This window comes from Rhizobium sp. 22-785-1, assembly GCF_053521965.1.
The window spans coordinates 1-13,100 of sequence record NZ_JBNWDI010000009.1; the positions used below are offsets into that span (position 1 = coordinate 1).

The 13,100-nt window shown below is 59.5% G+C and carries 15 protein-coding genes; 8 read left to right on the forward strand and 7 right to left on the reverse strand.

The annotated features are described in order from the left end of the window. Positions 1–667 (forward strand): hypothetical protein (locus ACQZ5M_RS17255; protein ID WP_449080353.1); only part of this gene is annotated, 667 nt, incomplete at its 5' end. Between the two features lie 370 nt (positions 668–1,037). Here the strand turns inward: ACQZ5M_RS17255 and rpmE are convergent. Further along, positions 1,038–1,259 carry a 50S ribosomal protein L31 gene (gene rpmE, locus ACQZ5M_RS17260; RefSeq protein WP_093004267.1) on the reverse strand — a complete coding sequence of 74 codons (222 nt, stop codon included), beginning with the start codon at positions 1,257–1,259 and terminating at the stop codon, positions 1,038–1,040. 237 nt (positions 1,260–1,496) lie between these two features. Between rpmE and ACQZ5M_RS17265 the strand changes: the two genes are divergently transcribed. Next, positions 1,497–3,305: an ABC transporter transmembrane domain-containing protein gene (locus tag ACQZ5M_RS17265; RefSeq protein ID WP_296096852.1), complete on the forward strand. Its 1,809-nt coding sequence runs from the start codon at positions 1,497–1,499 to the stop codon at positions 3,303–3,305. Positions 3,306–3,338: 33 nt separating this feature from the next. On the opposite strand, the gene ACQZ5M_RS17270 is transcribed toward ACQZ5M_RS17265, so the two are convergent. The 5 genes from ACQZ5M_RS17270 to ACQZ5M_RS17290 all read right to left on the reverse strand — a co-directional run bounded on the left by ACQZ5M_RS17270 (position 3,339) and on the right by ACQZ5M_RS17290 (position 8,676). Further along, positions 3,339–4,370 (reverse strand): peptidoglycan -binding protein, encoded by a 1,032-nt coding sequence (locus tag ACQZ5M_RS17270; RefSeq protein WP_296038398.1) that lies wholly within the window; start codon positions 4,368–4,370, stop codon positions 3,339–3,341. 2 nt (positions 4,371–4,372) lie between these two features. Then, the gene (locus ACQZ5M_RS17275) at positions 4,373–5,398 is read right to left on the reverse strand and encodes a flagellar motor protein MotA (protein ID WP_296016528.1); all 1,026 of its coding nucleotides are present in this window, start codon (positions 5,396–5,398) and stop codon (positions 4,373–4,375) included. A 372-nt stretch (positions 5,399–5,770) separates the two neighbouring features. Beyond that, positions 5,771–6,571, reverse strand: a complete 801-nt coding sequence (locus tag ACQZ5M_RS17280; RefSeq protein ID WP_296016524.1) for an inositol monophosphatase family protein — start codon at positions 6,569–6,571, stop codon at positions 5,771–5,773. A 153-nt stretch (positions 6,572–6,724) separates the two neighbouring features. Continuing rightward, complete coding sequence (locus ACQZ5M_RS17285; protein WP_449080354.1) at positions 6,725–8,014, reverse strand: tetratricopeptide repeat protein; 1,290 nt, start codon at positions 8,012–8,014, stop codon at positions 6,725–6,727. Positions 8,015–8,022: 8 nt separating this feature from the next. Beyond that, on the reverse strand, positions 8,023–8,676 hold the full coding sequence (locus ACQZ5M_RS17290; protein ID WP_449080355.1) for a thiamine phosphate synthase: 654 nt from the start codon (positions 8,674–8,676) through the stop codon (positions 8,023–8,025). 182 nt (positions 8,677–8,858) lie between these two features. On the opposite strand from ACQZ5M_RS17290, the gene ACQZ5M_RS17295 reads away from it, so the two are divergent. Next, positions 8,859–9,623 carry a sulfite exporter TauE/SafE family protein gene (locus ACQZ5M_RS17295; RefSeq protein WP_296016515.1) on the forward strand — a complete coding sequence of 255 codons (765 nt, stop codon included), beginning with the start codon at positions 8,859–8,861 and terminating at the stop codon, positions 9,621–9,623. 143 nt (positions 9,624–9,766) lie between these two features. Here ACQZ5M_RS17295 and ACQZ5M_RS17300 read toward each other — a convergent pair whose 3' ends face one another. After that, entirely contained in the window at positions 9,767–9,943 is a 177-nt protein-coding gene (locus tag ACQZ5M_RS17300; RefSeq protein WP_296016512.1) for a YdcH family protein, read from the reverse strand. Between the two features lie 236 nt (positions 9,944–10,179). On the opposite strand from ACQZ5M_RS17300, the gene ACQZ5M_RS17305 reads away from it, so the two are divergent. The 5 genes from ACQZ5M_RS17305 (at position 10,180) to ACQZ5M_RS17325 (ending at position 12,967) form a co-directional block, all read left to right on the forward strand. Then, on the forward strand, positions 10,180–10,383 hold the full coding sequence (locus ACQZ5M_RS17305) for a YdcH family protein (protein ID WP_296016511.1): 204 nt from the start codon (positions 10,180–10,182) through the stop codon (positions 10,381–10,383). 74 nt (positions 10,384–10,457) lie between these two features. After that, positions 10,458–10,925 (forward strand): 5-(carboxyamino)imidazole ribonucleotide mutase, encoded by a 468-nt coding sequence (gene purE / locus ACQZ5M_RS17310; RefSeq protein WP_207773727.1) that lies wholly within the window; start codon positions 10,458–10,460, stop codon positions 10,923–10,925. Beyond that, entirely contained in the window at positions 10,922–12,001 is a 1,080-nt protein-coding gene (locus tag ACQZ5M_RS17315; protein WP_449080356.1) for a 5-(carboxyamino)imidazole ribonucleotide synthase, read from the forward strand. Before purE ends, ACQZ5M_RS17315 begins: the two co-directional genes overlap by 4 nt. A 134-nt stretch (positions 12,002–12,135) precedes the next feature. Continuing rightward, positions 12,136–12,261: a type B 50S ribosomal protein L36 gene (gene ykgO / locus ACQZ5M_RS17320; RefSeq protein ID WP_003497670.1), complete on the forward strand. Its 126-nt coding sequence runs from the start codon at positions 12,136–12,138 to the stop codon at positions 12,259–12,261. A 100-nt stretch (positions 12,262–12,361) separates the two neighbouring features. After that, positions 12,362–12,967 carry a tetratricopeptide repeat protein gene (locus ACQZ5M_RS17325; protein ID WP_449080358.1) on the forward strand — a complete coding sequence of 202 codons (606 nt, stop codon included), beginning with the start codon at positions 12,362–12,364 and terminating at the stop codon, positions 12,965–12,967. The last annotated feature ends 133 nt before the right edge of the window (positions 12,968–13,100 follow it).

A 13,100-nucleotide genomic window follows, 5' to 3' on the forward strand; every position in this document is an offset into this window, starting at 1 on the left:
TGACACCGATACCGACGACGCCACGTATTCTCCTACGCCGTCTCAGCCAGCAGCAGAGGAACCATCCCCTGCTCAGGGCCAGGCAGGCGATGAGGATGCCCCCTCGGCTGTAGAGAACAATAATTCCAGCTCCCAGCCGGCTCCGTCAGATGCTCCTGTTCAAAACAGCGAGGCCGCACCGACCGGCGCACAACAACAGCCAGAGAGCGACAATTCCCAGCCAGCTGCAACTCAAACGCCAGTCAGCGGCGAAGCGGGTAGCCGCCCCAGTTCTTCGGCGCAGGTTGAGAACAAAGACGCCAGCCCTTCTTCTCAATCTCAGACAGGTAGAGACTTGCCGCCACGCACAAGCTCTCCCGCTACAACGGCACCATCCTCTCAAGTGCCAGCGAGACGACCTGCGACGGCCGCTTTGTACGATAAAGCTGAGGATGTTTACGGCGTCGACATTATCAAATCGAGATCGTCACAGCGCGCACTTGCCGCTCAGGAGGATGCCGCAGAGACCGCAGCATATAACCGAGCAGTCGAAGTTCAAAGAGACCGCATTCTACGAGGGCTTATCGACGCCATGAACCCGTCGACCGGCCAAAGCAACTTGCTATCACACGACAGCAAGGAAGAACCAAAACAGAGTCTGATTGAAGTTTATTACGCGCAAGCTTGAAGTCACCACCGCTCAGAGGATTTGCCTTTCAGGATCACGTTCTGAAAGGCCCCAGTCTCCTCTCCCCTCGACGCATCGCATGATAGTGGACGGAGTGAGCCATCTCTCCGTGTTGCCGGAAGCGCCGGACCAAGATTGGCTTGGAACACTTGTCCCTTCGCTACAGTGATTGGCCGGCACGTGCTTCGATGACTTTGCGAACTCCCTCCGCTGCCGAAAGCCGTCATCACCATCACGACGCCCGCCACCGCAACGAGGGCGGCGGCGACCGTGCTTTACGGAAATCGATTCCAATTTTCAGGCCGATACTGCAGGCAACAAAAAACCCCGGATCGCTCCGAGGTTGTTTTGCAGTCCATAGTCAAACGGATTAGAGGCCGAGGCCGCCGAAACGCTTGTTGAACTTGGAAACGCGGCCGCCGCGGTCCATCAGCTGCTGGTTGCCACCAGTCCAGGCCGGATGGGACTTGGGATCGATTTCGAGGTTCATAACTGCGCCCTCGGAACCCCAGGTCGAACGGGTTTCGTATTCGGTACCATCGGTCATGACAACTTTGATCATGTGATAGTCGGGATGGATTTCAGCCTTCATGACAATCTTCCTGCGTAAGTGGGTGCGGACCATTTGCCGCAATTGCGTCAACTGAGCCGATTCAATAAATGAAACCATGAGCCTTTCGGCCATGGCTTCCCAATTTGATGCGGAGCCTATACATGAAGGGCGCCGAGATAACAAGTGCCTGCCGGTCACGGCAAGACACATATCAAGACGCGAAAAAAGCGTTGCCGCCGGGCGTTACCGCCTCTGCGGCATGAAGGAGTGATGGACGTGGCAGACATTGAGGCACAGAAGCCGGCAGGGCGCAGAACCTTGAAACCTCTGGCGAGCCTCTTTCCCTATCTCAAGCGCTACCGCGGACTGGTTGCCGCCGCACTTTGCGCACTCGTTCTGTCTTCCGCCACTACGCTTGCCCTGCCGCTTGCCGTTCGCCGCATTATCGATCACGGCTTTGAAGCCACCGACGGCGCGATGATCAACAACTATTTCGCCATGCTTTTGGCGATCGCCATCGTTCTCGCGCTCGCCAGCGCCATGCGCTATTATTATGTGATGATTATCGGCGAGCGCGTCGTCACCGATCTGCGCCGCGATGTCTTTGCGCACCTCACCTCCTTGTCGCAGGCCTTCTTCGATACGAACCATTCCGGCGAGCTGACCTCGCGCCTGACCGCCGATACCGTGCAGATCCGCTCCGCTTTTGGCTCGTCTGCATCTGTGGCGCTGCGCAACACGCTGCTCTGTCTCGGGGCGGTCGCGATGATGGTCTACACCAGTCCGAAGCTTGCAGGCCTTGCGCTGCTGGCCATCCCCTTCATCGTCTTCCCGCTGATTGCCTTTGGCCGGTCGGTGCGCTTACGCTCCAGAAACACGCAGGATACGCTAGCCGCGTCCTCCGCCTTCGCCTCCGAAACGATTGCGGCAAGCCGCACCATCCAGTCCTTCAACGCCGAGCAACTGGCAAACAGCCGTTACGACGCGGCAGTGGAAAAGGCCTATCAAGGTGCCCGTGCGGCAATCAGCGCCCGCGCCATTCTGACCGCTGTCGCCATCAGTCTCGTCTTCGGCAGCGTCGTTGCGATCCTCTGGTATGGCGCGCAGAGCGTTTTGAGCGGCGCGATCTCCGGCGGCACGCTCAGCCAGTTCGTGCTCTATTCGGTTATCGCCGCAAGCTCGCTCGGTCAGCTTTCCGAAGTCTGGGGTGAGCTGTCGCAGGCAGGTGGTGCCGCCGAGCGCCTGTCCGAATTGCTGGAAGAAAGGTCTCCGGTCGAAGAACCCGCTGCACCCGTGTCGCTTCCCGTTCCGCCACGGGGCGAGGCAAGCTTCGAGCATGTGGCGTTTCATTATCCGAAAGGCGGCGGCAAGCCCATCATCTCGGACCTCTCCTTCCGGGTCGCCTCCGGGGAAACCGTGGCGATTGTCGGGCCTTCGGGTGCAGGAAAAAGCACTGTCTTTTCGCTTTTGATGCGCTTCTACGATCCTCAATCGGGTCTCATCACCATCGACGGTACCGATATCCGCACTGTCACGCTGAAAGACTTGCGCTCCAGGCTGGCCATCGTCCCGCAGGATGTCGCGATCTTCGCCTCTTCCATTCACGACAATATTGCCTTCGGCAGACCCGATGCGACGCGTGAGCAGGTTCAGGCTGCTGCGAAAGCCGCCCAGGCCGATGGCTTCATTGCAAGATTGCCCGAAAGCTACGATACCGTGGTGGGCGAACGTGGCGTCACACTTTCCGGCGGCCAACGCCAGCGCATCGCCATTGCCCGCGCCATTCTGCGCGACGCGCCGATCCTGCTCCTCGATGAAGCAACCTCGGCACTCGATGCCGAAAGCGAAACACTGGTGCAGAAGGCGCTGGATGAGCTCATCGCCAAGCGCACCACCATCGTCATCGCCCATCGGCTTGCGACCGTGCTGAAGGCCGACCGCATTCTGGTGATGGATGAAGGCCGCATCATCGAGGAAGGCACCCATCAAAGCCTGATCCGCCAGGGCGGTCTTTATGCCAAGCTTGCGCGCCTGCAATTCAACACAGGCGTCAACGACGACATTCCATTGGCGAAGTCCGTCTGAGAGCGCGCAGGCGCGCTCCCTCTTGATCCCCGATCAGCGCTCGGTCAGTTTCAACTCGATACGACGGTTCTGCGAACGCGCGTCCGGTGTGTCGCCTTCCGCCAGCGGCTGATATTCGCCAAAGCCTGCTGCGACCAGACGGTTGGCCGGCACACCCTTGGAAATCAGAAACTTGACCACCGATGTGGCTCGGGCCGACGAAAGCTCCCAGTTGTCGCGGAAGCGTCCGGAGCCTGACAACGGCACATTGTCGGTATGACCGTCTACCCGCAGCACCCAGTTGATTTCCGGCGGGATTTCCTTGGCAAGATCGATGAGCGCCGTGGCAAGCTTTGCCATCTCCACCTGCCCTTCCGGATTGAGATCCGTTCCGCCCGATGGGAACAGAACTTCGGACTGGAAGACGAAGCGGTCGCCGACGATGCGGATGTTCTCGCGGTCGGAGAGGATTTCACGCAGGCGCCCGAAGAAGTCCGAGCGGTAGCGGTTCAATTCCTGCACGCGCTGCGCCAGCGCCACATTGAGGCGGCGGCCTAGATCGGCAATCTTGACCTGAGATGAGGCATCCTTGGCCTCCGACGCCTGCAAGGCGGCTTCCACCGAGGCGATCTGGGCTCTGAGCGCTGCAATCTGCTGGTTCAGCAATTCGATCTGTGACGATGCTCTCGCACCGGCCTCGCGCGCATCCTCCAGCTCATTCGTCAACTGACCGACGCGGGCATTGGCAGCGGAACTGTTTCCGGCTCCGGCATCGAGCAGCGCCTGCAGGCGCGAGCGCTCGCTTTCGGATGCGGCCAGTGTCGATTGCAGATTGGCAAGGGTGTCTTCAATATCTTGCTTGCTGCCCTTTTCCAGCGCCAGCAACTCGGTCAGTTCGGCAATCTGGCTGTTGAGGCGGGTCAGAACCTCATCCTTGCCGGAAATTTCGCGCGAAAGCACGAACTGCGCCAGCACGAAGACGGTGAGCAGGAACATGATCGCCATCAAAAGCGTCGACAGCGCATCAACGAAACCTGGCCAGTAATCCACGCCTCTGTCGCGGCGGCGGTTGCGCGCAAGCGCCATGATCAATCGCTCCCGTTATCGTGCGGGAGGGAACGTTTGGACGCCGCCTTCTGGTCGGCATCAATGCGTGCGGTCAGACGGTCGAGCGTACGGCGCAGCGCCTTCGATTCCTCCTGCTGCGCTTCGATCCAGTCGCGCAGCATCTGCTGCTCACCGCGCATATTCTTGACCAGCCCTTGAATGCCTTCGGCAAGATTATGCATGGCGGCAACCGAACGCTCGGTGCCAATCACGCTGCTGGCTGCGGCAGGCTTGCCATCGACGAGAAGATCGGCGCCGGTATCGGTGACGGAAGACAGCCAGTTTTCCAGTTGCGTATAGAACCGGTTCTGCGCACGACCGGCCTGCAGATCGAGAAAACCGAGGATGAGCGAGCCGGAAAGACCGAGCAGCGAGGACGAAAACGCCGTGCCCATACCCGAGAGTGGCGCAGTCAGACCGGATTTCAGCGACGAGAGGATATCGGAGCTGTCGCCGGAACTCGGGTCCAACCCCTGAATAACACCACTAATGGCACCAATCGTGCCGATCAAACCCCAGAAGGTGCCGAGCAGACCGAGAAAGACCAGTAGACCGATCATATAACGCGACGTATCGCGCTGCTCATCCAGGCGCGTGGCGATGGAATCGAGGATCGAGCGCTGAGTGACGGCAGACACGCGCACTTCGCCGCGCTTGCCGATCAACGTGCGCATGGGCGCTAGAAGTTTTGGCGGACGGCCCGCCTTGTCGACGCTTCCGGCAGCCTGGAAATTATTGAACCAGCGGACTTCGGGACGCAGGTTGAAGATCTGCGTGAACACCAGAATGACGCCGATGGCGAGAACGCCGAGAATGAAACCGTTGAGGCCCGGATTGCTCATAAAGGCCGCTTCTGCCTGGCGGAACAAAATGGCAGCGATGAAGGCCACGATGATGAGAAAGATCAGCATCGTCCACAGGAACGGCGTCGGACTGGATAGCTTGTGGTGATAGTCTTTCGTCAGCGGTTTCTCGACGCCGACATCGAGCAGTTCCGTATCCGCCATAAACCCATTCCTCTGATGCTGCCACGACCATAGCCCCAAGACTTGAGGCGTCAGCATGGTTCGGAGCGGAAGCTAGAGTAAAAATACGACGAATTGAAGTGTAAAAGCCTTGAGAGAACAAAGCTTTTTGAGAGGGAGGCTCAGGTGTTGTTCGATCATAAGGTACGAGATCGAACGCATGGGCATCATGGTGGAAGCGGCAAGTGTTAGAGCAAGGTCTCCTCAACCACCCTCATTCCTGTGCTTGTCACAGGAATCTGGCCGTCGCGCGTCGGCGCGACGAGTAACCATTGCTCCAGACCAAAGACTTGGACTGACTGGATTCCTGTGACAAGCACAGGAATTCCGGCACAGGGGCAACTCTAAGTCCTATCAGCGACCCGGAACCGGGCGGTTGACCACTTCCAGCAGAGCCTTCTGAATATACTCGTTGCCGGCAACCACACTGCGGCTTTCGAACATGCTGTTGGCGCCGCCCATGTCGGAGACGAAACCGCCAGCCTCACGGATGAGAACGATGCCCGCAGCAATATCCCAAGGCGACAGTTCCGCTTCCCAGAAGCCGTCGAAGCGGCCAGCTGCGACATAAGCGAGATCGAGCGCTGCCGCACCCATGCGGCGCACGCCCGCGGTTTCGCCCATAACGTGGCGAAGCTCGACGAGGAACTTGCCGTGGTTGCCCCGCCCCAGATGCGGAACGCCGCAGCAGACGACGCTGTCGGAAAGTTGCTTGCGGGCTGCCACGCGAATGCGGCGGTCATTGAGGAATGCCCCGCCGCCACGCTCTGCGGTGTAGAGCTCATCCGTTGCCGGGTTGAAGATGACGCCTGCGACGATTTCGCCGCTACGCTCCAGACCGATGGAAACGGCAAATTGCGGAATGCCATGCAGGAAGTTGGTGGTACCGTCCAGCGGATCGACGATCCAGCGATGCGCGCCATCGGTGCCGATTTCCTCGCCGCCTTCTTCGCCGAGGAAGCCATAGGTGGGACGCGCCTTCATCAGCTCGTCACGAACGATCTTTTCGGCCTTAAGATCGGCCTGCGAAACGAAGTCGCTCGGTCCCTTGACCGATACCTGAAGGTTCTGCACTTCACCGAAGTCACGCGCCAAAGACTTTCCCGCCTTCAGGGCGGCCTGAACCATGACATTGAGAAGGGCTGAACGGGCCATGAAAACATTCCTGGAAGGTGGCTGAACCTGCCGGACAAAAGCGGACAGGCAGGCATATCGGTTTCTATTTTAGGTTTGCGGGTTCAAGACCACAAAACGCGCCGAAATTCAAGGCTAAAGCATGCCGCGTAAAAGTGTGAGGCGGTTTTGCGGTCAGTTGGGCCGGAACTTGTTGGCTGCATCGATCGCCTTCTTCTGCTGATCGTCCTCGATGCCGAGATAGAAATCTTCCAGTGCCGGGTCTTTCAGGCCTGCGCGGCGCGACAGCACATACCACTTGGCTGCCTCGACGGGGTCCGGGCGGGTTCCCAGCGCCTGGATGTAGAGATGCGCGACCTTGTTCTGCGCCACCACATTGCCCCGCTGCGCGGCTCCGTTGAGCCAGCGGAAACCTTCCTCCAGATCCCGCTCACCACCCGTACCATTGACCAGCCAGATGCCAAGATCGACCTGCGCGGTATCGAAGCCTGCCTTTGCCGCCCGCGTCAGCCATTCGCGCGCTTTCGCCTTCTTGTCCTTCGGCACTTCGGGTACGTTCAGGTAGATTTGCGAAACGGCATATTGCGCATCCGCCACGCCCTTCTCCGCCGAGGTTTCGTAGAAAGGCAGTGCCGCCATCAGACCCGCTGGCCCTGGCGTCTGCGAAACGAGTATCTGAGCCCAGTTGAAGGCGGCCTCCGGATTTCCGGATTCGGCAGCGCGGCGCATGTAGTCGTCCGCCAGCGTCTTATCGTGCTTGGCAAGCCTGCCTTCCATGAGGATCAGCGCGTATTTGAACATGGCGACCGGATCGCCGTTCTTAGCGGCCTGCTCGTACCAGAAGGCGGCAGTCTTTTCATCGCGGGCGATACCAAGGCCGCGGCTCATCATTTCCGCCACCAGCGTCTGCGCCGCCGCGTCGCCCTCTTGCGCGCGGGTCAGCGCCTTGTCCAGCGCCTGTACATATTCGCCGCGCTGATAATGACCATAGGCCTCATCGACCTTGCCCTTGAATTCCTTTTCCGCCGGCAGTGGCGGAAGCTCCGCACCCATGCGCTGATAAACGGTGACACCTTGGGAGGGCTGCAAATCCTTCTGCTCTCCACCGGTGACGCGCCCTTTGCGCAGCGGGTCGGCATCCTTGTCAGCCGGTCGGGACAATACGTCCGGTGCCTGGCTTGCCGCCGGTCCGAAATCGGTATCTTCGTCACTAGCACCCTCGCCGCCTGCACTCTGGCCCCCACCTGCCTGTGGCTGAAGACCAGGCAGAAGATCGGCATTCGGCTGCGGCTGGCCTTGGGGCTGGCCTTGCCGCGGCGCTGGCTGCTGACCGACAGCACGTGTCTGTGGCTTGGGCTGCTGGCTATCGCCCTGCCCCTGCGCAAAGGCAGGTGCCGCGATCAGGGCGGAAGCAAGGGCCAGAAGCGAGGCCGATCGGGAAAGGCGAAGCAAGCGAAGGATCATCGCCCGTATCAACCGCCAAACCGTGGCGCTTTTTCGTCAAGCAATGCATTGGCTTCTGCAACGGCCTGCGCCGCACCACCCGCATGGCCGAAGACGGCCTGACGCAGGGCCACGAATTCAACGCCGCTTTCGGCCACCGCAACCACCGAAGCCACATCCGAACCGCCCATGACGATCGCCGGAATTTCAATCATCGACGCCCACCATTCGCCAAGTGCGACGTTTTTCGGGTGCGGCTCGGGCTTGATATCGCCTTCCAGCTTGCCGATGAAGATGTAATCCGGGTTCGCTTCGCCCTGCTCCAGCGCCTTGTGCCGATCATCGGCATTGCCGCCGCCGACGATCAGCTTTGGCGTGAATTTTTCAACAGCTTCGGCAAGTGGCTCCAGGCCGCCCACCACATGCAGACCGTCGGCCTTCACCCGGCCAGCCACGCGGCTGTCACCGGCTACCAATGCCGCCGCCCCTGCCGCCTGCACGATTGGCACCAGCACTTCCGCACGCTTCTGGAAGCTGTCGTCATCGAGCGCGTATTGGGGAATGATGACGGAGGCGACATCGCCGCCCCTGAGGGCATCCTCCAGCGCCTTGGCTTGCAGGCCAGCGTCTTCGCCTTGCGGCACGATCAGAACCAGGCGGCAGCGATCTTCAGGAGAACCCATGATTTTTCCATTTCCCGCAGAAAGAACGCTTCATCGCCAATCTGCACTCGTTTTCACATCCCTTTTCCGATAAACCGGACTGCACGAAGGATCAACAGTCGATCGCCGGACTCTTTGCGGTCTTTCCGCTCCTGCCCGCCTGGAAATTCACCTCCCATCGCCTCGCTCATCAAGTCTCTGTCATGTCTCTCGATCTCCATTTCTTCCTTGTTGCCATACCCGCCGTCATTCTGGTCGGCCTGTCGAAAGGCGGGCTTGGCGGTGCCTTGGCTCTCATGGGCGTACCGCTGATGGCGCTTGCCGTGCCGCCGGTGCAGGCGGCAGCCATCTTCCTGCCCATCCTGATCGTCATGGATCTGGTGGCTCTCTGGGCATGGCGCCACCATAACCACCGCGAAACGCTGCTTTTGATGCTGCCGGGCGCACTTGCGGGCATCGCGCTCGGCTGGGCCACCTCGACGCTGATTTCGCCCAATGCCATGCGGCTCGTGGTAGCTGCCGTCACCATTATCTTCGTGTTGCGCTATTTCTATGAGTCGTACCGCATGCGCGGCGGACATGAGATTGCACCAAAGCCGCAACGACCGGCAGCGGCAACGCTCTGGTCCAGCCTTTCCGGCTATGCCAGCTTCGTGGCGCATGCGGGCGGCCCACCCTTCCAGATCTATGTGCTGCCGCTGAAACTGGACCCCAAGACCTATACCGGCATGAGCGTGCGTTTCTTCGCCATCATGAACGCGGTCAAACTCATCCCCTATTTTGCGCTTGGTGCGCTGGATTCCACCAACCTCACCACCTCCGCGACGCTTCTGCCGGTAGCGATGATTGCCACATTTGCCGGTGCCAAAGTGGTCAAATATATGAAGCCTGCCGTCTTCTACCCCCTGATGTACGGCATGGCCTTCATCGCTGCCCTGAAGCTCTTATGGGATGGCCTCGCTGCCTGATGGTGCAGCGACTGGAAAAAGCGCCTTTTTCTTTAAGACGCCGCCAGCAAAAAGGCCCTGATCGCGCTATGCAACCAGGGCCTCGAACTTTTGCCGCTTCTCAGGCGCCGCCAGCGCCCTGCGGCCTCAATAATCATTGATAATCAATGTTTCGTGGTCGCTTTCAGCCTCTGCAACTCGTCTTTCAGGCGCAGCTTTCTGCGTTTAATGTCTGCAATCTCCCGGTCGTCGGAAGATGGGGAAGCAAGAATACTTTCGAGCTCCTCCTCCAGAGCACCGTGTTTCTTTTCGAGCGATGCAATATGAGCCTGAATGGTCATGCGGCACGTCCTTCCTAGTTGAACCTACCTCCAGCTCTCCAATCGCTGGAGTTTCAGGTTTACGACACCAATGTGACATGGAAAGCGAGGTTTGTCGAAGGCGAAATCGAGGCAATAGTGCGGCAAAAATGCTGGCAAGGAAAACTTCCCGTTACTGCCATTTGATGGTACAGGCACGAGGACGAATAACAAACATGCCGGATGGCGGTCCGGTTCATTACAATGGGGACGACGAGATGCCCGACCAGGAACAGGCGGACGTCCGGCTTACGCTGGCAAGGCTGAGGCAGGAGCACGAGGATTACGACGCGGCCATCAACGCGATGATCCAGACCAGTTGCGAAGCGCTCAGAATTCAAAGAATGAAAAAGAAGAAGCTGGCGATCAAAGACAAGATGACCCAGATCGAAGATCAGATCATCCCGGATATCATCGCCTGACAAACCCTGACGCCCAAAGTCTCTGGACAAGGAGAGGCCGCTTGACCACCGAAACTCCGCCCGTCGCCATCATCATGGGAAGCCAGTCGGACTGGGAAACCATGAAGAACGCCGCCGATACGCTGGACGCGCTCGATATCGAATATGAGGCGCGCATCGTGTCCGCCCACCGCACGCCGGAACGGATGTTCGATTTCGCAACGAATGCGAAAGACGAAGGCTTCAAGGTCATCATCGCCGGTGCAGGCGGTGCCGCCCACCTGCCAGGCATGACGGCGGCGCTCACGCCTCTTCCGGTCTTTGGCGTGCCCGTTCAGTCGAAAACCATGTCCGGTCAGGACAGCCTCTATTCGATCGTGCAGATGCCGGCAGGTATTCCGGTCGGCACACTTGCCATCGGCAAGGCAGGCGCCATCAACGCAGCCCTTCTCGCTGCCGCCGTGCTGGCGCTTTCGGATGAAGATTTGGCCGACCGGCTGGACAATTACCGCGCCCGCCAGACTGCGATCGTTGCTGAATACCCCATGGACGCGCCGCAATGAAATCCTCCACCATCGGTATCATCGGCGGCGGCCAGCTTGGCCGCATGCTGGCCATGGCAGCCGCCCGTCTCAACTTCCGCACCGTCGTGCTGGAGCCACAGGCCGATTGCCCGGCGGCCCAGGTCTGTAATCGCCAGATCATCGCGGCTTACGATGACGAGAAGGCTTTGGCCGAACTCGCAAGCCTCTGCGATGTCGTGACCTACGAATTTGAAAACGTGCCCGTCGTTGCCGCGGAAACGCTTGCCGCCTCCGTGCCGGTCTATCCACCGGCTGAGGCGCTGAGCGCCTCGCAGGATCGCCTGACGGAAAAGCGCTTCCTCAATGGTTGCGGCATTCCGACAGCCGATTTCCGCGCCGTCGACGATCAGGCGGGCCTGGAAGCGGCACTTGCGGAGTTTGGCGGCAAAGGCGTGCTGAAGACCCGGCGCATGGGCTATGACGGCAAGGGCCAGCGCGTCTTCAAGGGCGGCGAAGACCTGACCGGTGCCTTCGATGCGCTTGGCAAGGTGCCGCTCATTCTGGAAAGCTTCGTTGCTTTCGAGCGTGAGATTTCCATCATCGCTGCGCGTTTTCAGGATGGCACCGTCACCTGTTACGATCCGGCCGAAAACGTTCACCTGAACGGCATTCTCCACACCTCGACGATCCCCGCCGATCTCTCTGACGCGGCTAGAGCGGTCGCGGTGGAATCGGCGCAGAAGCTACTTGCTGCGCTCAACTATATCGGCGTCGTCGGTATCGAGTTCTTCGTGCTGGCGGATGGTTCGCTGGTTGCCAATGAGATGGCGCCGCGTGTCCACAATACCGGCCACTGGACGGAAGCGGCTTGTGTGGTTTCGCAGTTCGAGCAGCATATCCGCGCAGTCTCAGGGCTCGCGCCCGGCAGCACTCAGCGTCATTCCGATTGTGTGATGACCAATCTGATTGGCGACGACATCGACAGCGTTCCGGAATGGCTCGCCCAAAAAGACTGCCTCGTGCATCTTTATGGCAAGACGGAAGCCCGTCCGGGCCGCAAGATGGGCCATGTGACGCAACTCACCAAGGCTGGAAAGCCGGGGTTTTCCCGGTAAAAGCTTGCGTAGCGTGTTGACAGGCCGGTGCCGACAGGGTATCTGCCTGCCAACCGAAAAAGGCGCGCCCCGTTGCGCGCTTTTGATTGTTTAGATTATGCGTGCGAAAGCCCGCCAAACTGCGGACCAGAAAAATGAAGATCAAGAACTCGCTCAAAGCGCTTAAGGCTCGTCACCGCGACAACCGTCTGGTTCGCCGCAAGGGCCGCGTCTACATCATCAACAAGCAGAACCCACGCTTCAAGGCTCGTCAGGGCTGATTGCGGTTCTGAGGTGTTCCGTCTGAAAAAGCGGCTCACTTTGTTGATAGCAGACAGAATTCGATTTCCTAATTGGCGCATACGGATTATCGTGATCCGCATGCGCCAATTTCGTTTTTGTGCCCTTCTCCTCGCCTCGCTTAGCCCGCTTGCCCCGGCCACGGCCCTTACCGCCCATGCCGCAGAGCCCGTAGCGGCAACGCCTCAAACGGAGCAGCCTGCTCCCAAAGATCCCGTCGGCGATCTCTTCAACAACCTGAAGAAGGAGCGCGACGCCAAGAAGGCCCGCGTCATCGCCACCGAAATCGTTGGCCAGTGGAGCGATTCCGGCAGTCCCACCATCAACCTGTTGATGAAATGGGCAGAGGAAGCCAGCGACGAAAAGCGCAGCGCTGCGGCTTACGACTTCCTGGATCAGGCCATCTTGCTCGACCCCGACTTCGCCGGCGCCTGGTACCGCCGCGCCATGGTCCATCTGGCAGACGGCGACACCCGCAAGGCCATGGCGGACCTCAACAGCACGCTGGAAAAAGAACCCCGATTCTTCCCTGCGCTTTCAGGCCTCGCCAATATTCTCGAAAGCTCCGAGCGCAATGAGACGGCAATGAAAGTCTGGGAGCGCTATCTGGCACTTTATCCTGCGGATAAGGACGCGCAGAAGGAAATGAGCGAGCTTTCGGAGAAGCTGGCGGGTACTCGGAGTTAACCGGTGCTTCTGCTGCACTGTGTCAGGTGTCGTTAAGGCCCGCTTGGCAATCCGCGCATTCAACGCCGATTTGCGGCAACTGCCCAAAGCCTCCACCTTAGCCGTATCATACCAACATCGACCCCATTCGCGA